This is a genomic window from Nonomuraea sp. JJY05 (assembly GCF_043496855.1).
Lineage (GTDB): Bacteria > Actinomycetota > Actinomycetes > Streptosporangiales > Streptosporangiaceae > Nonomuraea.
In genome coordinates this window covers 68,991-90,116 of sequence record NZ_JBIEIS010000024.1, presented here as the reverse complement: position 1 = coordinate 90,116, position 21,126 = coordinate 68,991, and the positions used below count along the sequence as shown (strand labels likewise).

21 protein-coding genes and 1 pseudogene are annotated in these 21,126 nt (G+C 70.9%); 6 read left to right on the top strand and 16 right to left on the bottom strand.

Going from position 1 to position 21,126, the window contains the following annotated elements; genetic code table 11:
• Positions 1-12: 12 nt before the first annotated feature.
• The gene (locus ACFKCF_RS33850) at positions 13-981 is read right to left on the bottom strand and encodes an AraC family transcriptional regulator (RefSeq protein ID WP_394499347.1); all 969 of its coding nucleotides are present in this window, start codon (positions 979-981) and stop codon (positions 13-15) included.
• Positions 982-1,069: 88 nt separating this feature from the next.
• On the opposite strand from ACFKCF_RS33850, the gene ACFKCF_RS33845 reads away from it, so the two are divergent.
• Positions 1,070-2,734 (top strand): alcohol dehydrogenase catalytic domain-containing protein, encoded by a 1,665-nt coding sequence (locus ACFKCF_RS33845; protein WP_394499346.1) that lies wholly within the window; start codon positions 1,070-1,072, stop codon positions 2,732-2,734.
• On the opposite strand, the gene ACFKCF_RS33840 is transcribed toward ACFKCF_RS33845, so the two are convergent.
• Genes ACFKCF_RS33840 through ACFKCF_RS33830 form a run of 3 tightly spaced genes read right to left on the bottom strand, consistent with a single transcriptional unit; the run spans position 2,715 to position 6,527 of the window.
• Positions 2,715-4,682 carry an acetoacetate--CoA ligase gene (locus ACFKCF_RS33840; protein ID WP_394499345.1) on the bottom strand — a complete coding sequence of 656 codons (1,968 nt, stop codon included), beginning with the start codon at positions 4,680-4,682 and terminating at the stop codon, positions 2,715-2,717. The genes ACFKCF_RS33845 and ACFKCF_RS33840 overlap by 20 nt on opposite strands.
• A 58-nt stretch (positions 4,683-4,740) precedes the next feature.
• Positions 4,741-5,598, bottom strand: coding sequence for a serine hydrolase (locus ACFKCF_RS33835; protein ID WP_394499344.1), 858 nt, complete (start codon positions 5,596-5,598; stop codon positions 4,741-4,743).
• On the bottom strand, positions 5,595-6,527 hold the full coding sequence (locus tag ACFKCF_RS33830) for a LysR family transcriptional regulator (protein ID WP_394499343.1): 933 nt from the start codon (positions 6,525-6,527) through the stop codon (positions 5,595-5,597). Before ACFKCF_RS33830 ends, ACFKCF_RS33835 begins: the two co-directional genes overlap by 4 nt.
• Before the next feature lie 87 nt (positions 6,528-6,614).
• Here ACFKCF_RS33830 and ACFKCF_RS33825 point away from each other — a divergent pair, with 87 nt between their 5' ends.
• The gene (locus tag ACFKCF_RS33825) at positions 6,615-8,201 is read left to right on the top strand and encodes a penicillin-binding transpeptidase domain-containing protein (protein WP_394499342.1); all 1,587 of its coding nucleotides are present in this window, start codon (positions 6,615-6,617) and stop codon (positions 8,199-8,201) included.
• Positions 8,202-8,203: 2 nt separating this feature from the next.
• Here the strand turns inward: ACFKCF_RS33825 and ACFKCF_RS33820 are convergent, their stop codons facing one another.
• From ACFKCF_RS33820 to ACFKCF_RS33800, 5 genes are all read right to left on the bottom strand, one after another.
• Positions 8,204-8,908, bottom strand: coding sequence for an HAD family hydrolase (locus tag ACFKCF_RS33820; protein ID WP_394499341.1), 705 nt, complete (start codon positions 8,906-8,908; stop codon positions 8,204-8,206).
• Between the two features lie 132 nt (positions 8,909-9,040).
• A complete protein-coding gene (locus ACFKCF_RS33815) occupies positions 9,041-9,667 on the bottom strand; it encodes an HAD family hydrolase (RefSeq protein ID WP_394499340.1) in 627 nt (208 codons plus the stop codon).
• A gap of 89 nt (positions 9,668-9,756) precedes the next feature.
• Complete coding sequence (locus tag ACFKCF_RS33810; RefSeq protein WP_394499339.1) at positions 9,757-10,203, bottom strand: DUF2690 domain-containing protein; 447 nt, start codon at positions 10,201-10,203, stop codon at positions 9,757-9,759.
• Between the two features lie 100 nt (positions 10,204-10,303).
• A complete protein-coding gene (locus ACFKCF_RS33805; protein ID WP_394499338.1) occupies positions 10,304-10,813 on the bottom strand; it encodes a DUF6912 family protein in 510 nt (169 codons plus the stop codon).
• A 100-nt stretch (positions 10,814-10,913) separates the two neighbouring features.
• Positions 10,914-11,549 (bottom strand): HAD family hydrolase, encoded by a 636-nt coding sequence (locus tag ACFKCF_RS33800; protein WP_394499337.1) that lies wholly within the window; start codon positions 11,547-11,549, stop codon positions 10,914-10,916.
• Between the two features lie 130 nt (positions 11,550-11,679).
• On the opposite strand from ACFKCF_RS33800, the gene ACFKCF_RS33795 reads away from it, so the two are divergent.
• The gene (locus ACFKCF_RS33795) at positions 11,680-12,474 is read left to right on the top strand and encodes a F0F1 ATP synthase subunit A (RefSeq protein WP_394499336.1); all 795 of its coding nucleotides are present in this window, start codon (positions 11,680-11,682) and stop codon (positions 12,472-12,474) included.
• On the opposite strand, the gene nagZ is transcribed toward ACFKCF_RS33795, so the two are convergent.
• The 6 genes and pseudogenes from nagZ to ACFKCF_RS33765 form a co-directional block, all read right to left on the bottom strand.
• Positions 12,475-13,797 (bottom strand): beta-N-acetylhexosaminidase, encoded by a 1,323-nt coding sequence (gene nagZ, locus ACFKCF_RS33790; RefSeq protein WP_394499335.1) that lies wholly within the window; start codon positions 13,795-13,797, stop codon positions 12,475-12,477.
• Positions 13,798-13,869: 72 nt separating this feature from the next.
• Positions 13,870-15,537 (bottom strand): phosphoenolpyruvate--protein phosphotransferase, encoded by a 1,668-nt coding sequence (gene ptsP / locus ACFKCF_RS33785; RefSeq protein ID WP_394499334.1) that lies wholly within the window; start codon positions 15,535-15,537, stop codon positions 13,870-13,872.
• Positions 15,534-15,794: an HPr family phosphocarrier protein gene (locus ACFKCF_RS33780; protein ID WP_394499333.1), complete on the bottom strand. Its 261-nt coding sequence runs from the start codon at positions 15,792-15,794 to the stop codon at positions 15,534-15,536. The genes ptsP and ACFKCF_RS33780 overlap by 4 nt, the downstream gene beginning before the upstream one ends.
• A gap of 93 nt (positions 15,795-15,887) precedes the next feature.
• Positions 15,888-16,334 (bottom strand): PTS glucose transporter subunit IIA, encoded by a 447-nt coding sequence (locus tag ACFKCF_RS33775; RefSeq protein ID WP_364835556.1) that lies wholly within the window; start codon positions 16,332-16,334, stop codon positions 15,888-15,890.
• Between the two features lie 10 nt (positions 16,335-16,344).
• Positions 16,345-16,584, bottom strand: a pseudogene (locus ACFKCF_RS33770) (glucose PTS transporter subunit EIIB); the annotation flags it as partial.
• Between the two features lie 32 nt (positions 16,585-16,616).
• Positions 16,617-17,651, bottom strand: coding sequence for an SIS domain-containing protein (locus ACFKCF_RS33765; protein ID WP_394499332.1), 1,035 nt, complete (start codon positions 17,649-17,651; stop codon positions 16,617-16,619).
• 125 nt (positions 17,652-17,776) lie between these two features.
• Here ACFKCF_RS33765 and ACFKCF_RS33760 point away from each other — a divergent pair, with 125 nt between their 5' ends.
• Both ACFKCF_RS33760 and ACFKCF_RS33755 read left to right on the top strand, forming a co-directional pair.
• On the top strand, positions 17,777-18,517 hold the full coding sequence (locus tag ACFKCF_RS33760; RefSeq protein ID WP_394499331.1) for a GntR family transcriptional regulator: 741 nt from the start codon (positions 17,777-17,779) through the stop codon (positions 18,515-18,517).
• A 28-nt stretch (positions 18,518-18,545) separates the two neighbouring features.
• The gene (locus ACFKCF_RS33755) at positions 18,546-19,859 is read left to right on the top strand and encodes a PTS transporter subunit EIIC (RefSeq protein ID WP_394499330.1); all 1,314 of its coding nucleotides are present in this window, start codon (positions 18,546-18,548) and stop codon (positions 19,857-19,859) included.
• On the opposite strand, the gene ACFKCF_RS33750 is transcribed toward ACFKCF_RS33755, so the two are convergent.
• Entirely contained in the window at positions 19,856-19,987 is a 132-nt protein-coding gene (locus ACFKCF_RS33750; protein ID WP_394499329.1) for a hypothetical protein, read from the bottom strand. The genes ACFKCF_RS33755 and ACFKCF_RS33750 overlap by 4 nt on opposite strands.
• 615 nt (positions 19,988-20,602) lie before the next feature.
• Between ACFKCF_RS33750 and ACFKCF_RS33745 the strand changes: the two genes are divergently transcribed.
• A complete protein-coding gene (locus tag ACFKCF_RS33745) occupies positions 20,603-21,055 on the top strand; it encodes an Rv3235 family protein (RefSeq protein ID WP_394499328.1) in 453 nt (150 codons plus the stop codon).
• The last annotated feature ends 71 nt before the right edge of the window (positions 21,056-21,126 follow it).

Sequence of the window (21,126 nt, the reverse complement as noted above, 5' to 3'; positions counted from 1 at the left end):
AATTGTTACGTTTTAACCTATTTGCGCGGGGGCAAGAAATCCGGCCGGGCAGACCTCGCGGCGATATCGGCCGGGCGCCACGCCGTACTCCCGCTTGAAGGCGTTGGCGAAGGCGAACTCCGAGGTGTAGCCGACCTTCGCGGCGACCTGGCTCAGGGGGGCGTCGGACGCACGCATGAGATGGGCCGCCGTGGCCAGCCGCCACCAGGTGAGGTAGGCCAGCGGCGGCCGGCCGATCAGCTCGCTGAAGCGGCGCGAGAAGGCCGACCTCGACAGCCCCGCCCGCGCGCCCAGCTCCTGGACCGTCCACGGGTGGGCGGGATCCCGGTGGACGGCGTCCAGCGCGGCGCTGATGCCGGGATCCGCCAGCGCCTGCGCCCACCCGCCGACCGAGCAGTGGCCGTGCTCCCCCTCGAACCAGGCCCGCAGGATGTAGAGCAGCAGCAGGTCCAGGAGGGACGACACCACCGTGTCGGCGCCCAGCCGCGGGCGCTGGATCTCCGCGCCCAGGGCTTCGACGGCGGCGCGCAGCTCGGTGTGGAGGCCGAGGCCGGCCGGGAGGTGGATCAGGTCGGGCAGTTCGCGCAGGATCGGGTGGGCCCGGCCCGGATCGAGTCGATAACCGCCGCACAGCAGCACGGTCGACGCGGGCCCGTCGCCGAGCCCGTCGACGGTGGCGGAGGCGAACAGGCCGAGACCGTCGTCCAGCGGGTCGCAGTCGGGCTCGGCCAGCGGGGTGGACGGCGAGTCCGCCATGGCGTAGCCGTGGCCGTGGGGGAAGAAGACCACGTCACCCACCGACAGCGCGATCGGGTCGCCGTCCGGCTGGATCAACCAGCCCGACCCCCGCAGGACCACCTGGAATCCGGCGGAGCCGGGCACGGACGGGAACCGCTGGCCCCAGGGCGCGCGCCATTCGACGCGGGCCGATCGGGGGCTGCCGGTGCGCATGAGGGCGATCACGTCGCTGAGCACGTCCACGGCGGAAGCTTACGGCAGGACGATCGCGTATGAAATCCGGGTCGATGACGCATTGGTTGTCTCGCCACTGACCTCTACGGTGGCCTGCATGAGAACAGTGTTGGTGACGGGCGCGACCGGCACGGTCGGCAGGCTGGTGGCGGCTGAGTTGACGGAGGCGGGGGCCGAGGTCAGGCCCTTCGGCAGGGCCCAGGGCGACCTGGCGGACCCCGGTTCGCTGCCGCTCGACGGGGTGGAGTCGGTGTTCCTGGTATGGCCGTTCGCCACGGCGGAAGGGGCGGGGGCGGTGATCGACGCGATCGCGCGCCGGGCGCGGCGGGTGGTCTACCTCTCCTCCGCCGCGGTACGCGACCACGAACGCGAGGTCGAGCGGCTGATCGAGAAGTCGGGGCTGGAGTGGACGATCCTGCGTCCGCACGCCTTCGCGGCCAACGCGCTGCGCTGGGCGGCGCGGGTGCGGGCGGGTGTGGTGCGCGGCTCCTACGGCCAGGCCGCCATGCCCGTGCTGGACGAGCGCGACCTCGCGGCGGTGGCCGCACGGGCGCTGCTGGAGGAGGGGCACCACGGCGCCGTCCATGACCTGACCGGCCCGGAGTCGATCACCCAGGCCGATCAGGTCCGCATTCTCTCCCAGGTCACGAAATTTCCGGCGAGCTGGGAGGAGGTTCCGCCCGACCGGACCCGCACGGAGCTCCTGGCCATGGGCTGGCCTCCACAAGCTGTGGACGGCGTGCTCCAGGCCCAGGCGGACCTCGTCCGCCACCCGGCCCCCGCCACGCCGACGGTCGAGGAGGTCACGAAGGCCGCACCCCGCACGTTCAGCGCCTGGGCGGCCGACCACGCCGAGGAGTTCCGCCTCCCCGGCGAACCGCCCGAGAGCATGACTGCCGCCCGCATCCACGAATACGGGGGCGAGATCCGCTTCGACCGGATCCCCACGCCGCGCCCGGGCCCGGGACAGGTCCTGCTCGAAGTGGCCGCCACCTCCTTCAACCCGTCGGAGATCGGCCTGCGCATGGGCCTGCTGCGGGAGGTGCTCCCGGTGAGCCTGCCGTACACGCTCGGCGCGGACGTCTCGGGCACGGTCGTCGCGCTCGGCGCGGGCGTGACGGACCTGGCCCCGGGCGACCGCGTGTTCGGCCTGGTGGACGGCGCCGCCGCCGAATACGCGGCCGTGCCCGCGAGCATCCTGGCCAGAGCGCCGCGGAGCGTCCCGCTCGCCCACGCGGCCGCCGTCCCGGTGGCCGGGCTCACGGCCTGGCAGGCGATCCACGAGCACGCCCGGATCACCCGCGGCGAGCGGGTGCTGATCAACGGGGCGGGCGGCGGGGTCGGCATGTTCGCCGTCCAGCTCGCCAAGCTCGCGGGCGCCACCGTGTTCGCCACGGCGAGCCCGCGCAGCGCGGCCGCGGTCGAGCGGTACGGCGCCGACGAGGTGATCGACTACACCACCGCCCCGCTCCCCGGCGGCATGGACGTGGTGCTGAACCTGGCCGCGCTCCCCGAGGAGGACGCCGCCGCCCTGGCCGGGCTCGGGCGGCGAACGGTCACGATCGCCACCCCGATCGAGGGCGGCACCCACTTCGTGGCCCGCAACGACCCGGCTCAGCTGGCCGAGCTGGCCGCGCTCATCGACCGGGGCGAGCTCACGGTCGAGGCGGCCGGGTATCGCCCCCTGACCGAGCTGGAGGAGGTCCACCGCGCTGCCGGGCAGGGCCGGACGCGCGGCAAGATCATTCTGCTGCCGGCCTGAAGTGGCGCAGCACCTCGGGGTTGGCCATGGCGTCGGGATTGGCCGCCTGCTCGACGGGCGTGCCCAGCAGGATCTTGCGTACGGGCACCTCCAGCTTCTTGCCGGAGAGCGTACGCGGGATGCCGGGGACGGCGTGGATCTCGTTGGGCACGTGACGGGGTGACAGCTCCTTGCGCAGGGCGTCGCAGAGGGTCCGCTGGAGCGACTCGCTCAGGGTCGCGCCCTCGGCGAGCGTCACGTACAGCAGCAGCCGCCCCTCCTGCCCGAGCTGCCCGGTGTCGATCACGAGGCTGTCGGCGATCTCGTCGAACCGCTCGACGACCCGGTAGAACTCGCTGGTGCCCATCCGGACGCCGCCCCGGTTGAGGGTCGAGTCGGACCGGCCGTAGATCACGCAGCTGCCGTCCTCGTTGATCTTGATCCAGTCGCCGTGCCGCCACACCCCGGGGTAGACGTCGAAGTAGCTCTCGAAGTAGCGCCGGCCGTCGGGGTCGTTCCAGAACATCACCGGCATCGACGGCATCGGCGCGGTCAGCACCAGCTCGCCCACCTCGCCGACGACCGGCTTGCCCGCGGAGTCGTACGACTCGACCTTCGCCCCCAGCGCCCGGCACGGGATGATCCCCGCCCTGATCGGGTGGAGCATGGTCGCCCCGACGAACCCCGTGCACACGTCCGTGCCCCCGGAGAACGACCCCAGCGGGACCCCGGGCAGCTCCGCGGCCACCCACGCGAACCCCTCCGGCGGCAACGGCGACCCGGTCGAGCCGATGCCGCGCAGCCGCTCCAGCCCCTCGGGATGGATCCCGGCCTTCAGCGAAGCCATGATGTACGGCGCTCCCACCCCGAAGTAAGTCACGTCCTCGGAGTCGGCGATCCGCCACAGCGCGGCGGGCGACGGATAGGTGGCCGCGCCGTCGTACAGCACCGGCGTGGCCCCGACCAGCAGGGCGCCGATGAGGTAGTTCCACATCATCCAGCCCGTGGTGGTGTACCAGAAGAACACATCGCCTTCGCCGACGTCCTGCTGGAAGGCGAGGGACTTGAGGTGCTCCAGCACCACGCCGCCGTGACCGTGCACGATCGGCTTGGGCAGCCCGGTCGTGCCGCTGGAGTAGAGGATCCACAGCGGGTGGCCGAACGGCACCCGCTCGAACTCCAGCGGCCCCTCCTCGGCCCGCAGCCCCTCCCAGCCGATCACCTCGCCGTGCGGCAGCTCGCGGGTGTGCGCCTCGGCGGGCCCGGCCTGCTGGGGCGCGCTGCCCTCGTCGAGCGCCGCCAGGTAGGGGATCCACACGGTCGCGCGCAGCGTGGGCAGCTGGGCGGCGATCTCGTTGACGGCGTCGGAGCGGTCGTAGGTCTTGCCGTTGTAGTGGTAGCCGTCGACCGCGATGAGCACCTTGGGCTCGATCTGCTTGAACCGGTCGACGATGCTCGGCACCCCGAAGTCGGGCGAGCCGGCCGACCAGATCGCGCCCAGGGAGGCGGTCGCCAGGAAGGCGATCAGGGCCTGCGGGATGCTCGGCAGGTAGGCGGCCACCCGGTCGCCGCGCCGCACGCCGAGGCGGACCAGCCCCGCACGGACGCGGGCGACCTCCTCGCGCAGCTCCTCCCGGGTCAGCTCCTGCCGGGCCCCGTCCTCGGACACGAACACCACGCCGGTGCCCTCGGTGCGGCGCAGCGCGTTCTCGGCGTAGTTGAGCGTGCTGCCCTCGAACCACGTGACGTCCGGCATCGTCCCGGAGAGCACCGGCCCGTCCCCCCGGTCGCCGACCACGCCGAAGTAGTCCCAGATCGACGTCCAGAACTCGCCCGGGTGCTCGACGGACCACCGCCACACGTCCTCATAGGGTCCCGGCCGTCCCAGCCACTCCAGGTAGCGGGTCAGCCCGGCCTTCGCGACGACCTCTTCGCTCGGCTCCCAGAGAAGCGCGCCCTCAGCAACCATGTGCCCCATCCTGTCGCCCGTCCGGGGGAAAGTCATACCCGGACTTCCACATAACTTGCTATCTCCGTAGGTGGTCCACCGCCATACGCGCCGCCGTGCCGATCACCGCGTCGGCGCGCGGCTGGTTGAGCGCGGTGCTGAACGAACGGGTGCACACGGTCACGGCGTAGCGCCGGCCGTCGGGGTACTCGACGACCCCCGACTCGCTGCGCAGCGTGGGCAGCGTGCCGGTCTTGCCGCTGACCGCGACGTCGTCGTACGGGAAGCCGGAGGCCAGCCGGTGCGGCCACACCTGCATGTTGAGCACGCCGCGCATCCAGGCGCACGACTCCTTCGAGGCCGCCTCGTCCCGCCAGATCATCCCGAACAGCGCCGCCAGCTCGCGCGGGGTGGACCGGTTCGTCCGCGCGGGGTCGAGCGCGCTCAGCCGCGCGATGTCCTCCGGATCGACGAACGGCCACGCGTGCCCGGCGTCGACGGCCATGCTGCCGAGGAGCTCCCGGGCGCTCTGCGTCACCCGCGTCCCGTCGAGCCCGAACCCGGCCAGCATGGTGTTGACCGCCTCGAACCCGACCCGGCCCAGCAGCACGTCGGCCGAGGTGTTGTCGCTCACCGCGATCATCAGGTACGCCAGGTCGCGCAGCGAGATCGTCACGTCGTCGAGCATCGCCGCGAGCCCGGTCGACCCCGAGACCCTGTCCCGGGCCGTCACGGTCACGCGTTCGGAGAGGTCCAGGAGCTGCGCGTCGGCCTGCCGGCAGAGCGCCACCAGCACCGGCACCTTGAACATCGACGCCGTCGGCACCGGCTCGTCGGGCCAGTGCCCCATCTCGCGCCCCGAGTCGATGTCGGCCGCGTACAGCCAGCCCCGCACCCCCGCCGTGCGGAACAGCGCCTCGAAGTCCGGTCCGCTCATGCCAGCATCCCCGGCCTGCGGCTGACCCGCCGCACGGACACCGCGCCCTCGTCCGTCATCCCGGCGCTCTCCTTCAGCGTGCGTACGGCGACGGCCGAGAAGTCGTCGACCAGTTCGTCGATCGGGGCGGCCACCGCCTGGCGCCAGGCGGTGGAGACCCGGCACGTGATCGGCGAGCCTAGCAGCGGCCGCCAGACCAGCCCCGGGAGCTCCACCTTCGGCCCGAACGCCACCGCCGCGCCCGCCAGCACCAGCCCGAGCCCGGCGCCCTCGTGCACCTGTACGGGGACGTAGCCGTGGCGGCGGCACTCCGACAGCATCTCCGCGTACAGCCCGGGCTCGCCCTCCTGGGGCGGCATCAGCAGCTCCCGGCCCGCCAGGTCGGCCAGGTGCACCTCGCCCACGCCGGTGAGCGGGTCGCCCTCGGCCAGCAGGACGCCCTGCGGCTGCGCGAGCACCCGGCCGAACCGCAGGCCGGGCGCGGCGACCGGATGGCGCACGAGGCCGACGTCGATCGTCCCCTCGGCCAGCGCCGTCACCTGGTCGGCGGTCCAGATCTCGGCGGGCGCGAGGCGTACCGTGGGATTGGTCTCGCGGAAGCCCGCGACCAGGGCGGCGATGGCGGCGGCGGCCAGGTCGGGCGGGAGGCCGACCTTGAGCACCGTGCCCTCGCCCTGTCTGGCCAGCTCGTGCAGCCGGTCCACCCGGGCCACGATCTCGCGGGCCTCGCCCAGGAGCAGCCGGCCCGCCTCGGTGAGCCGCACCTGGCGGGCCGAGCGGTCGAACAGCCGCACGCCGAGCTCCTCCTCCAGGCGCTTGATGCGCTGGCTGAGCGGCGGCTGGGCCATGCCGAGCCGGATCGCGGCGTTGCCGAAGTGGAGTTCCTCCGCGACGACGGTGAAGTAGCGAAGGTGCCGGACGAGGTCCACGACCAGCCACTATATCCAGATTTATATCTTCAAAGAGCCCATATCAGTATTGGACACGCTTGCCATCCCTCTGGTGTCCTCTGCTCCATGGCACCGCAAACGGGGACAATATACGCACGGCGCCGCCGCTGGCCGTGGATCGTTCCGGGGCTCCTGATCCCGGTCGTGGCGGCGGGAGGCGTCATCTGGGCGCTGCGCACGGAGGGCTCGCCGGAGGAGACGGCCGACAAGTATCTTTCGGCCTGGTCCGCGCAGGACTATGCGGGGATGCGTGCTCTGGTGGCCGACCCGCCCGCCGACTTCGAGACCTGGCACCGCCGCTTCCGCACCGACCTCAAGCTCACCGAGGCTTCCTTCCACCGCCCCAGGCCGACGGGGGTCTTCGCCTCCTCCGGGGACGAGGTCGGCTTCCGGGCCAAGCTGCTCGGCCGGCAGGACTGGACCTACAGCGGCGAGCTCAAGCTCGTGGAGCGCGACCGCAGGTGGAAGGTCGCCTGGACGCCGGCCTCCATCCACCCGCTGCTCAGGGAGGGCCGCTCGCTGCGGGTCGTCTCCCAGCAGGGCGACCCGCTGCGCGTCCTGGCCGCCGACGGCACCGCGATCAACACGCCGTCGGCGCCCGGCTCGGTGCAGCAGCTCGTGGAGGGCATCAAGCAGACGTTCCCCGACCGGTTCAAGAAGCCGGCCCGCTCCCGGATCGACCTGTACGAGGGGGACAAACCCATCCAGACGGTCGTCCGCGCCGACGGCTATCGCCCGCTCCAGACCACCATCGACCTGAAGGTCCACCGCGCCGGGGCCAAGGCCCTGGAGGACGTGTCGCAACCGGCTTCCCTGGTGGCGATGCGCGCCTCGACCGGCGAGATCCTCTCGGTGGTGAACAAGCCGGGGGGCTTCAACCGGGCCCTGCTCGGCAAGTATCCGCCCGGCTCGACGTTCAAGGTCGTGACGGCCTCCGCGCTGGTGGCGGACGGGGTCGAGCCGTCCCGCCAGGTCACCTGCCCAGCCGAGAAGAACATCGGCGGCTTCCCGTTCCACAATGCCGGCTTCGAGGACTTCGGCACGCTGTCGTTCCAGGACGCGTTCGCGCATTCGTGCAACACGACGTTCGGGGAGATGAGTGTGGGCCGGTTGAACGGCGGCCGGCTGGCGCAGGTCGCCCGCAGCTTCGGCTTCGGCAGCCCGATCACCCCCGGCGTGCCCGCCGTCCGCGCCGAGTTCCCGGACCCGAAGGACGACACGGACCTCGCCTCCGCCGCCATCGGCCAGGGCCGCGTCCTGGCCAGCCCGCTCAACATGGCCTCGGTCGCCGCCGCCATCGCCTCCGGCGCCTGGATCTCCCCCACCCTCGTCAAGGAGGAGCTGATCCCGGACGCCCAGCCCACCAACCCCCGGCCGCTGGAGGAAGGCGTGGTGGCGGCCCTGCGCAAGCTGATGCCGGCCGTGGTGACGGACGGCACCGCCCACGCCGTCCGGTTCCCCAAGGGCACGGCCGGCAAGACGGGCACCGCGGAGTTCGGGTCCGGCGAGGAGCCGCCGACCCACTCGTGGTTCATCGGCTACCGCGGTGACCTGGCCTTCGCGGTCATCGCCGAGGGCGCGGGCACCGGCGCCGACGTGGCCGCCCCGGCCGCCGCCCGCTTCCTCGACGCCGTCGGCGGCAGCGGCGCGTGATGCTACGCGGTGCGGCCGACCGGGGAGGTGAGGCCCGCCACGGCGGCGACGACTTCGGAGGCGTTGGACAGGTCGGGCAGCACCACGTCGGCCCCCGCCTCGCGCAGCTCGGCCGCCATGGACCGCCCCGAGGCGACCCCGATCATCGCCGCGCCGCCGATCTTGGCCGCCTGGACGTCCCGCGTGGAGTCTCCGATCACCACGGTGTTCGCCGCGGTGAACGGCGTGCCCAGGCGCTCCTTGGCCCGCGACTGCGCCACCTGCAGCAGCGTGGCCTTGGGGTAGACCTCCTCGCCGTACCCGCCCAGCGTGAAGTCGACGTGCTTGTCCAGCCCGAACGCCTTGAGCTTGTGCTCGGCGTTGCTCCTGATGGTCCCGGTCAGCACCGTCTGGATCACGCCGTCGAGCCTGGACACCGACTTCAGCGCGTCCTTGGCCCCCGGCATCATCCGCCCCTCCTTGGCCAGCCGCCCGCGCCGGTCGGCGAAGGCCACGGCGAGCGCCGACAGGAACTTGGGCAGATGCTCGTCCTCGGCCCGGATGCCGTTGACGGCGAGCGTCTCGAAGACGATCTCGGAGTCCGGGCGCCCCAGCGGGGGCACGAGTTTGACCAGTGGCCGCCCGGTGACGAAGCGGAACGCCTCCGCGTAGGCGTCTCTGGTCACGATGGCGACGTCGACCAGCGTGAGGTCGATGTTCCACAGCACAAGGCGGTTGATGGCAGCCTCCTGGGGGGTGACCCTGCATAGGGTACGGCGGGCGCCGCCGTTCGTGTTCAGATACGGTACGGCCTGCGCGATGCGCGGAGTCGACGCCCTGGCGATTTGGGCATGAAGGCTTTACGCGAAATTCAGCGCGTCCGCCAGCGTGTCGACCACGGGGAAGCCGATGCTCTCCAGCTCGGCGCGGGGCGTCATCCCGCCCGTGTACAGCACCGCCCTGGCCCCCACGTGCCGCGCGGCGAGCCCGTCGTCCACGCTGTCGCCGATCACCAGGATCTCGCCGGGATCCACGCCGAGGGCCTTGAGGTGCGCCGTCATGTGCGCGGCCTTCTCGCCGCCGGTGGTGCCCAGCAGCCCGTCGATCCGGGTGAAGTGCCGGGTGATGCCGAACGAGTCGACCTTGGGGACGAGGTGCGCGTGCGGCGCCATCGAGCAGAGCGACTGGGTGCCCGTCCAGCTCGTGAGGACCAGCTCGGCGTCGGCGGCCAGCGCGCAGGCGTCGCTCAGCCGGAAGTAGTGCTCGTGGAACCCGTCGTCGAGCAGCTCCCACTCCCCCTCGGTCAGGGGGCGGCCGAGCATGCGTTCGTAGGCGACCCAGATGGGCCGGGTGTAGACCGCGCGGAAGCCGTCGACGGTCATCTCAGGAAGCTCGTACGGCTTGAAGACCTCGTTGGTGGCCCCCACCACGGCGTCGATGTCGTGGAAGAGCGTGCCGTTCCAATCCCAGATGATGTGCTTTGTCATGTTGCGACAAGCTTAGACGGCACGTGTGACGTTTCGATGAACGCCCAGCGCAGGGGCCGCGACCATCCGGCCACGGCCCCCGGGCAGAGCTAGCCGCAGGCCTTCGCGGTGGTGCCGGCGCCGTTCTGGCCGCCCCGGCCGCCGTTCCACTGGATCGAGGCACTGCCCCAGGCGCACATGTTGTTGGCCCAGATCATGTTGCCCCAGTGACGGCCCTTGTTGCCCGCCTTGAAACGGAACTGGTCGTAACGGCCGTCCTTGGCGTACACGCTGATGGTGCCGGTCGCCGAGGCGGCCGTACGGATCTCGACCCAGTTGGTCTTGCACTTGCCGGACCACCAGAGCTTGATCGTCCCGACGTTGCCGTCGATGCGGCTCTTGATGGGGGCGGTCTTGACCACCTTGGCCGCGTTCCAGCAGCCCGACTTGGCCGGGTCCTTGTGGTCGCCCGGCTTGGCCTGGGCGTGCGCGGGCGCACCCGCCAGGAGGACCGCCGCGACGGCGCCCAGGACGGTGGCGGCAACTCGAAGCTTCACTTGGACCGACTCCTTGCGTAAAACAACACTTGCTAGATCGCGACCCTAGCGAGGCCCGGCTCCGAACGGTCAAGGAAGTGTGATCGATGTAACGCCTCCGTTATGAGCCCAGGAGGTCGGGGATCTCCTGTGTGGCGTACCACATGAGCTCGTGCGCCTCGGCCCCGTCCACGGTGAATCTCGCGTCGTCGTCGCCCTCGTCGGCGGCCGGCAGCGCGGCGACGGCGGCCTCGATGTCGGGGACCGCCTCGTGGTCGTCGATGTGCACCGCGGCCACCTTGGCCAGCGGGATCGGGTCGGCGAGGCGCACTCTCGCCCGTTCCTCCAGATCGACTCCGGCGGAGATCGAGCGCTCCGGCACCTCGGCGGCGACCACCACGCGCCGGAACGCGGTCTCGGCGCCGTCGGCGCGGTCGGCGGCCAGCATCCGCAGCGAGGCGCGGGCCGCCTCGGTGAGCGCCACGTATTCGAGCTCCTCGGTGTCGCCCGAGGCGTACCACTCGGTCAGCGCGGGGGTCACCGCGTAGCCGGTCAGCGGGGCCGGGCCCAGCTCCCCCGCCTCGACCGCCTGGGCCAGGGCCGGGAGAGTGCACGGCAGATAGACGCGCATGACGAACCTTTCGTGCTTCTTTCTGGCCGAGCTCAGCTCGGCGTGCCGAGATGGAGGTCCGCGCTCGGCGGCGGACCCGACTCAGCGTGCAAGGGCTCTATCATGCCCGTCTCAGCGTGAGACGGAGGAGAGACTCGAGTTCCTCGATGGTCGAGTTGGCATCTTTGTGATGAATGCCGGCGATGCCGAGCGCGCGGGCGGCCAGGATGTTGGCCTCGATGTCGTCGATGAACACGCACTCCTCGCAGGCCAGACCGATCAGCTCGACCGCGTGGCGGTAGATGCGCGGCTCGGGCTTGCGCATGCCGACCTCGCCGGAGATCACGATCGCGTCGAAGAACTCGTCCCAGTCGGCACGGGGATACTCATTCGACCAGGAGTTAGATACCAAACACGTTTTGACACCATTTTTCCGTACGTCGCGGAGCATGTCGTACATTGCGTCAACGCGTTCGAATCCCGCGAACATCCGCTCCAGCAGCCCCTCGGCCACAGGCGGCACGCCGTCGAGGGTGAGCAGCCGGGCGGCGAGGTCGCGCTCGAAGGAGGTGCCGTCGATCTCGCCCCTTTCCAGCGCGTGGACGACGCTCTCGCCGGCGCCGTCGCCGTAAGCGTGGTCGATCATCTGCCGCATCACCTGGCGGTAGTGGTCGCCGTCGATCCTGTCCGCCGCGATCCAGCGCGCGATGGAGTCAGAGAGGCTGGTCGTCAGGACCCCGCCCCAGTCGATGAGCACACCCGTAAGCACCGTTCCAGAGTAGAACGTCGCCGACCCTTATAAGCCGATAAAACCCCATAAAAAGGTCGCCCGATATGTCCGGTTAAAGTGTGCTTCCAGCGATAGTCGCTACCCAGAAAGGACCGCCGTGCGGACGACGATCCTGATCACCTCCCCTGACCGGTGGACCGCCCCGGGCCTGGAACTCTTCGAGTTCGCGCCCATCTTCCCCGGCGGCCCGGAATGGCTCACCAAACCCGTGCTCATCGCCCTGCTCAGCTCGGCCATCGCCATCGCCCTGTGCTGGGCCGCGTTCGCCAAGCCGAAACTCGTCCCCCGCGGCTGGCAGAGCATCGGCGAGTACGCGTACACGTTCGTACGCGACCAGATCGCCAGGCCCAGCCTCGGCGCCGACTCCGACCGATGGATGGGCTTCCTCCTCACGACCTTCCTGACCGTGCTCATCTGGAACCTGATGGGCATCATCCCGCTCGTCCAGTTCCCTCTCGCCGCGCACATCGCCTTCCCCCTGGTGCTGGCGCTCATCGTGTACGGCATCAAGGTCTACCTCGGCGTCCGGCACCACGGCGTGCGCGGCTACCTGAGGGGCATCGTGCACCTCCCCGGCCTGCCCGGCTGGGCGTACGGGATCTACGCCCCGATGATCCTGGCCGAGGTGTTCATCACGTCGCTGTTCACTCACTTCGTACGGTTGTTCGCGAACATGTTCGCCGGCCACATCCTCGTGGCCTTCTTCAGCTCGGTGGGCTTCTGGTTCCTGTTCGAGCGGCTCACCCCGCTGGGCGCGGGGCTCGGCGTCCTCGGCGTGCTGATGACGATCGTGATGACCGCGTTCGAGATGTTCATCCAGTTCCTGCAGGCGTTCCTGTTCGCCATGCTGGCCGCAATGTTCATCGCCGGCGGCCTGCGCGGCGCGCACTAGCTAGCGCGTGGCCTGGGCGGCCAGCTTGCGGTGCGCCGCGGAGCGCAGCACGCCGGCCGCCCTCTTCGCGTCGGCGGCGGGGGCCTCAGGCAGATAGCCCTTGGCCTGCTTGAGCGTCAGCAGCCTGGTGACGGACTGGTCGAGCCGCTCCTTCGAGATCCGGCCCGACCGCACCGCCGCCACCACCGCCTGGTACGCCTTCGGCAGGTCGTTCGGCATGAGCAGCAGGTCGGCCCCGGCCAGCACGGCCCGCACCGCGATCTCCCCGTCGTTGTACTTCTTGCGCACGCCCTCCATGTTGAGCGCGTCGGTGGAGATCACGCCCTTGAAGCCGAGCTTCTGCCGCAGCAGGCCGGTCAGGATGGGCTTGGACAGCGTGGCGGGGTCGCCCGACGGGTCGAGCTTGGGGAAGACGAGGTGGGCGCTCATCACGGCGTCCACGCCGGCCTCGATCGCCGCCCTGAACGGCGGCGCGTCGATCTTCTCCCACTGCGCCTTCGTGTGCTTGATCACCGGCAGCCCGGTGTGGCTGTCGACGTCGGTGTCGCCGTGGCCGGGGAAGTGCTTGGCGGTGGCGGCCACCTTCGCCTCGTCGAACCCCTTGACCGCCGCCGCGACCATCTTCGCCACCCGCGCCGGGTCGTTGCCGTAGGCCCGGCGGCCGATGACGGGGTTCTTGGGGTTCACGTTCACGTCGGCGACCGGGGCGAAGTCGAGGTTGACGCCGAGCGCGCGCAGCTCCTCGCCGGTGGCCCTGGCCACGGCCCGCGCCCGGTCCGGGTTCTTGGTGGCGCCGATCTCGGCGGCTCCGGGGAAGTCGGTCATGAGCGCGGACATCCTGGCGACCAGGCCGTTCTCCTGGTCGGTGCCGATCAGGAGCGGCACATCCTTGGACGCCCGCTGCAGGCCGTTGGTGAGGCCGACGACCTGGCCGACGCCCTTGATGTTGTGCGGGAAGAGGATCACGCCGCCGAGGTGGTATTTCGCGATCACCTTGGCCGGGGTCTGGGCGCCGTACCTGGCCTGGTTCTCGCCCGACACCGTGTCGGCGGCGGTGCCGTACAGGACGGGCATGAAGAGCTGGCCGACCTTCTCCTCGACGCTCATCCTCGCCAGGGCGCGCTCGACGGCGCCCTGCCGCGCCTGCGGCGGGCTCTGCGGCGGGCTCTGCGGCGGCGCGGTCTGCGGCACCGACGGCGTGCTCTGCGCGGGCGGTGCGGCCTTGCCTCCTCCGGTCGGGGTCGCACCCGCCGGGCTGGCGCCTGAGCCACAGGCTGTCAGAGCGATCGCGAGGAGGGCTGCCGTACCGATCCGTTGAAGCATGCCTCCAAAGGTATCCATGTGACGACCCACACCAGACCGTCCCTTTACCAAGACGGCCGGATGTGGACCCGGTCACAGCCCCAGCCGGGTGAGCCCGGACAGGTGCACGCGGGCCGCCGCACGCGCCTGAGCCGCCGTCGTCTGCGCCCGCGCGGCCTCGGCGGCCCGCTGGCACTGCTCCAGCGTGTGCGCGGCCAGCCCAGCCCGTACGGCGGGCAGCGCCGCGGCGCCCATCGACAGCGAGGAGGCCCCGAGCCCGACGAGCACGCAGGCCAGCGCCGGATCGGCGGCCGACTCGCCGCAGACGCCGCACGGCTTGCCCGCCCGCGCGGCGGCGGTCGCGGTCATGGCGACCAGGTCCAGCAGCGCGGGCAGCCACGGGTCGTGCAGCGCGCTCACGGCGCCGACCTGGCGGTCCGCGGCGTAGGCGTACTGGGCGAGGTCGTTTGTGCCGATCGAGACGAAGTCCACCCGGGTGAGCAGCTCGCGGGCGCGCAGCGCGGCCGACGGGATCTCGACCATCACGCCGACGTTCGTCAGGCCCCTGGCCCGGCACTCCTGCGCGAACCACGCGGCCTCCTCGGCCGTGGCCACCATCGGCGCCATCACCTGGAGCCGCTCGGAGCCGACGGCCGCGAGCGCGCCGAGCTGCGCCCCCATGACGTCGGGGAACCTTTTGAACCTGCGCAGCCCCCGCTCCCCGAGCGCCGGGTTCGGCTCGGCGGGCGCGGGCAGGAACGCCAGCGGCTTGTCCGCGCCCACGTCCAGGGTCCGCACGACCACCTTGCCGCCGGGGAACGCCTCCAGCGCCGCCCGGTAGGCCCGCCGCTGCTCCTGCGCGGAGGGCGGCCCGGTCCTGCCGAGGAAGAGGAACTCGGTCCGGTAGAGCCCGATCCCCTCGGCTCCGGCGCCGAGGGCGTCCTCGAGGTCCGCGGGGCCGCCGATGTTGGCGAGCAGCGGAACCGGGTGCCCGTCGGCGGTCCTGCCCGGCCCCTTCGCCGCGGCGATCGCCGCCTGCCGCGCGGCGTCCGCGCCGACCGCCTCGGCCACGTCGGACTCGGCCGGCTCGACGCGTACGTCTCCCGACGTGCCGTCGGCCATCACCCGGACGCCCGACGGGATGTCCAGCGCGCCCGGGCAGGCCACGACGGCGGGCACGCCCATCGCCCTGGCCATGATCGCGGTGTGGCTGGTGGGGCCGCCCTCCTGGGTGACGAACGCGGCGACGTGCTCCTTGCGCAGCAGCGCCGTGTCGGCGGGCGCGAGGTCCCTGGCGACCAGCACGTACGGCTCCTCGGGGGCGATCGGGAGCCCCTGCATGGCGTGCCCGTAGAGCAGCGCGATCACGCGGTCCCTGATGTCGTCGAGGTCGGCGGCCCGCTCGCCCAGGTAGCCCCCGGACCCGGCCAGGACGTCCCGATATTTAGTGAAAGCTTCAAAAACCGCCCTCGGGGCGGCCAGGCCGCGGTCGATCAGCGTACGCACCTTGACGACCACCCCGGGGTCCTCGGCCATCAGCGCCTGGGCCTTGAGTATCTCCTCGGCCTCGCCGCCCGCCTGGTTTCCCCTGGCCTCCAGCTCTCCCGCGACCTGCGTGAGCGCGGCCATCGCGCGCTCCTTCTCCTGATCCGCCTCACCGGTGTAGGTGGCGCCCTCGGGGGGTTCGGGCACGGAGACGGTCAGAACGTACGCGGGGCCGTGCCCGATGCCCGGGCTGACCCCGACCCCCCGCAGGTTCATGGCGCCGCGGCGATCGCGGCCAGCTCGTCGAGGACCTCTTCCGATCCCTCGCCCTCCGCGGCGATCACGACGGTCTCGCCCTGCCTGACGTCCAGGGCCATGATCGCGAGAATGCTCTTGCCGTTGACCTTCTCGCTGCCGTGGGACTTCGTCACCGTGATGTCCATGGGGGCCTTCTTCGCCCGCTGGACGAACGTCGCGGCGGGCCGGGCGTGCAGCCCCACTTCCGCCGCCACGGTGACCTTGCGCTCACCCATTACTCCTCCTTCGGTGCCGGTCCAGACCAGCCGGACCCTCGTGCGATAGCGCGTGTACATTCTGCCGTCTCGGCGAACACGCTCGTTCCGGAGCTATTCCCATCGGAAGAGCTCGTCCCCCGCGTGAACCGCCCCCTCGGCGACCTCGGTCACGGATCCGGAGAGGGCGTCGAGCGCGACGACCGGGCAGACCGGCGAGCGGCCGCCCGCCTCGACGACCGCCGGGTCCCAGGCCACGACGGGCTGCCCGGCGCTCACGCGGTCTCCCTCGGCGGCCAGGAGCTCGAACCCCTGGCCCTTGAGCTGGACCGTGTCGATGCCCAGGTGCACCAGGACGCCTTTGCCGTCGTCTCCGACGATGACGTACGCATGCGGATGCAGTTTCATGATTTTTCCAGCTATGGGGGCTACGGCCTTTCCCGGCCCGCGCAACGGGTCGATGGCGGCCCCCGGCCCGACCAGCCCGGCGGAGAACACCGGATCGGGCACGGCGGCCAACCCCACAGCTGCCCCCTCAACCGGGGCGAGAACAGTCGTCATGGTCTCGCCCTTAGCCGATGATGTCCTCGATGTCGCTGGCGATGGTGTCCGCCTCCGGCCCGACGACGACCTGGACCACGTTTCCCGCGGCCATCACGCCATGCGCGCCCGCCGCCCTGAGGGCGGCCTGATCGACCTTGGACGCGTCGTGCACCTCCGTGCGCAACCGGGTGATGCAGGGCTCGATCTCGATGATGTTGTCGGCCCCGCCCAAACCGGCGATGATCGCGTTCGCGTCAGCCGCCATCCGGCCCTCCCTAGAGCTCTTGTGACCAGGCTATTTCAGTCGGTCTGGGTGACCTTGTTCAGCCCGCGCGGCGCGTCGGGGTCGATGCCGAGCCTGCGGGCCAGCGCCTCGGTGAGCAGCTGACCGGGCACGATCAACCCCATCGGCGCCACCCATTCGGGCAGGTCGGGGCCGTTCAGCGCGGCGGTGCCCGCCCGCGCGAGCGCGTCACCCCCACCGATCGTGTACGCCGCCGCGCCCGCGGCCACGACGCGCTCGGCCAGCGCGACCGTACCGGACAGGGTCGGGCTGTTCTCGGCGGCGACCAGCAGCGCGGGCGTGTCGGCGTCGACCACGGCGATGGGGCCGTGCAGCAGGTCGGCGTAGGACAGGCCCATGGCGTGCAGGTAGCAGGCCTCCTTGAGCTTCAGCGCCGTCTCCAGGGCCGTCGAGAACGCCAGCCCGCGCCCGGACACGACCACGCCCGGCTTGTCCAGCAGGCCCTCGACCACGGCCTCCAGGTCACCCGGATCGGTGATCAGCTTCTCCACCGCCTCGGGCACCCGCCGCAGGTCCTCCGCGTCCACGTCGGCGCCCAGCCCCAGCGCGAGCACGGCCAGCGCCGCCAGCTGCGTCGTGTACGTCTTGGTGGCCGGAACGGCCTTCTCCTCGCCGGCGACCGTGCACAGGGCCACGTCGGCGGCCTGCGCGAGTGGGCTCTGCTCGCCCCCGTTCGTGATGCCGACGGTCCTGGCCCCGCAGTCCTTGGCCCAGGCCAGCGTCTCGACGATCTCCTCGGTGCGCCCCGACTGCGAGATCGCGACCGCCAGCACCCCGTCCAGGTCCAGCTTGCGCTTGTACGTCGTGGCGATCGAGGGCGCGGCCAGCGCGGCCAGCCGACCCGCGTGTGATTCGACCAGGTACCGCCCATAAACTGCAGCGTTGTCAGAGGTGCCGCGCGCGATGAACAGCAGCTGGCGGGTCTGCTCGCCCACTGCTCTCACCTCGCCGACCCTCGGCAGCAGGGAGTCCAGGGTGGCCCGCAGCGCGGCCGGCTGCTCGGCGATCTCGCTGCGCATCTTCGTGGTCATCTGGGGCTCTTTCCTTGATCGACTGCGACGCGGACTTGACCGTCTTTCGCGGCATGTGGTCTAGTCCGGACTAGACCAGTACGAACCATAACTCATTGCCAAGGTTGCGATCGAGGGGAGGATCCGTGGCGCACATCGATCCGGACAGCCCGGTGCCCAAGTATTTCCAGCTTCGCGAGATCCTGTTGGACCTCATCGACAGCGACGAGCTCAGCATCGGGGCGGCCATCCCGTCCGAGCGCGAGCTCTGCCAGCGCTTCGGCCTGTCCAGGATGACCGTACGGCAGGCCGTGGACCACCTCGTGTCCGAGGGCCGCCTGCACCGGGTGCCCGGCAAGGGGACGTTCGTCGCCCGGCCCAAGATCGAGCTGGCGCTGCAGCTGACGTCGTTCACCGACGACATGAGGGCACGGGGCATGATCCCGGGCTCGCGCGACCTCGATCGCCGGATCGTGCGGGCCAGCGCGCACCTCGCCAAGGAGTTGGGGATCCAGCCGGGCGAGGAGGTGCACTTCATCGAGCGGCTGCGGACCGCCGACGGGGAGCCGCTGTCCATCGAACGGGCGCACATCCCGGTCAAGCTCGCCCCCGACCTGGGCACCCACGACTTGTCGGATAAATCACTTTATGAGCTGTTGGAGAGCCGCTACGGCCTGGTCATGGACGCCGGCGAGCTCACCATCGACGGCGGCATCGCCGACCCGAGCGACGCCGACCTGCTGAAGCTCCCGCGCGGCGGCGCCGTGCTGCTGCTGCAACGCAGGTCGTTCGCGGGCGGCGTCTGTGCGGAACTGGGCGTGTCCACGTATCGTGCGGACCGCTACCAGTTGCGCACCATCCTGGAAATGCCCGTAAGACGGGGCTGAGGCCTCACCCGGCTCGGAGGAACGCCCGGTGAACGAGACCACCGCCGCCCGGCCTTCGCCGTTCGCTCGCGTGATGACCGTGCTCCAGCGGCTGGGCCGCTCCCTCATGCTGCCCATCGCCGCCCTGCCCGCCGCCGCCCTGCTGCTGCGCTTCGGCCAGCCCGACATGCTCGGCTCCAACGGCGCCGAGCCGGGCGGCCTGGCGGACGTGGCCGGGTTCGCCTGGATGAACCAGGTCGCCGAGGTGCTGGCCGCGGCCGGTGCCGCGCTGTTCGAGAATCTGCCGTTGCTGTTCGCCGTGGGCGTGGCGATCGGCTTCGCCCGCAAGGCCGACGGCTCCACGGCCCTGGCCGCCGTGGTCGGCTACCTGGTCTTCGACCGGGTGACCAAGGTGATGTTCTTCGGCTCCGACATCCGGGACACCGTCCTCATCAAGGAGGCCCAGGCCCAGGGCATCAAGGAGATCATCAACTACGGCATGCAGAACCCGACCAAGGTCCTCGGCGGCATCGTCATGGGCCTGGTCGCCGCCGTCCTCTGGCAGCGCTTCCACCGCATCAAGCTGCCGTCCTGGCTGGCCTTCTTCGGCGGTCGCCGGTTCGTCCCCATCATCACCTCCATCGTGGCCCTGCTCATCGGCGTGGTGTTCGGCTGGCTCTGGCCGGTGATCGGCGAGTGGATCCGCCACGCCGGCGAGGCCCTGGCCGCCATCGGCCCGATAGGCACCGGCATCTACGGCCTCGTCAACCGCCTCCTCATCCCCCTCGGCCTGCACCACTTCGTCAACTCCGTCGTCTGGTACGTCGTGCCGCAGTGCGAGGTGGGGGGCCGGGTGCTGGGCGGGGACTGGAACTGCTACTTCGGCGGCGCCCCGCACTCCGGCCAGTTCATGGCCGGCTTCTTCCCCATCATGATGTTCGCCCTGCCCGCCGCCGCCCTCGCCATGTGGCGCGCCGCCCCACCCCACCGCCGCGCCACGGTGGGCGGCATCATGCTCTCGGCCGCCCTGGCGTCCTTCGTCACGGGGATCACGGAGCCGATCGAGTTCGCCTTCATCTTCGTGGCCCCCCTGCTCCTGGTCGTCCACGCCATCCTGACCGGCCTGGCCATGGCCCTGACCACCCTGATCGGCGGCCAACTGGGCTTCGGCTTCTCGGCGGGCCTGCTCGACATGCTCCTGAACGCCAGCAAGTCGAACACCGAGAACTTGCCCGGGATCCTGATACTGGGAGCGGTTTACGGCGTCGTCTACTACGCCGTCTTCACCTTCCTCATCCGCAAACTCAACATCCTCACGCCGGGCCGCGAACCAGAACCAGACGTCGACTCAGGCGAAACCTAACCACCCCAGCGCCACACCCCGCTCACCGCCGCGCTCGCCACACCCGCCGCCGCGCTCGCCCCGCTCGCTGTCCCGCTCGCCACCGCCACGCTCGCCACGCTCTCCACGCTCGCCGTCGCGCTGCCCACCCACGCTCGCCTCGCCCCGCCACCTCGCCCCGCCACCTCGCCCCGCCACCTCGCCCCGCTCGCCACTCCCCGCTCGCCACTCCCCGCTCGCCACGCCCCGCCTCGCCACGCTGCGCCGCCATGCCACGCTGGTCACGCCGCCCTCGCCGCTCCGCCCTCGCCGCTCCGCCCTCGCCGCGTCACGCTCGCCCCTTCAGAGCGCCACGTCAGCGAAAGCTACGTTCGAGCCCACGACGCCCGATCGCCCCACACACCTGCGAGCCCGAGGCCTTCATCCGCCCACGCCCCACCCCAAAGCGCCGCGTCGGCGAGACGCCCCACGGCCGAGCCCGGCGACCAGGCAAAGACGCGAGCCAACCCACCCCAGCAAAAGGGACGACCACCATCCCAGAACACGCCTGACCAAAAGGGTTTGAGACAACCCGCAAAACAGCCGACCGCGTCCGGAACAGCTCCCCACCCCCACCCCAGGGGGATCCAACTTCCAGAAATCTTCTCCATCAAAGACGGACAAACCCAGCCACCCCCAGCAGAAGTTGGCGGCATTTGTATTCCTGAGCCAGACCGAAAACTCCTTATAACGATTCTTTCTTCGTCCAAGAATTTGGAGGATGCGTGTCAACAACCCCCCGCATCGGCGTCACCCCCACCCCAGAACCCCCCTACGACGAAGAGCAGCCGACATCGGAAATCGCACCCCCGGAAACGCACGGCACTCTCGCCCTGGACCCCCACCCCCTCGTATGGGGCCCGCCCGGATCCATCCCCGATGAGCGCAAGTTGCGTCACCTCGGCCAGGCGCTGGCCGAGGTGCTCGCGGGCCGCCGCCCGCCGGAGACCGTGGCCGACAAGCTCACCGCTCGCGCCTACCGAGAGCTGGTCCAGGCAGGACAGATGATCCGGACGAGCCGCCCCCCGTTCGCCGGCAGCGTGCATGTCAAGGAGCCCAGGGACGGCGCGGTGGAGATGTGCATGCTGGTGCACTGCGGTGACCGCAACCGCGTCCTGGCGATACGCCTCGAGCGCAGAGGCGCCCAATGGCTCTGCACCGACTTCGAAACAGCATAGAAAAACGCACTGAAAAGCCCAGAAGAACACCGAAGAAAGGCGGCACAAAAAAGAGACCCCCACACGAGGTG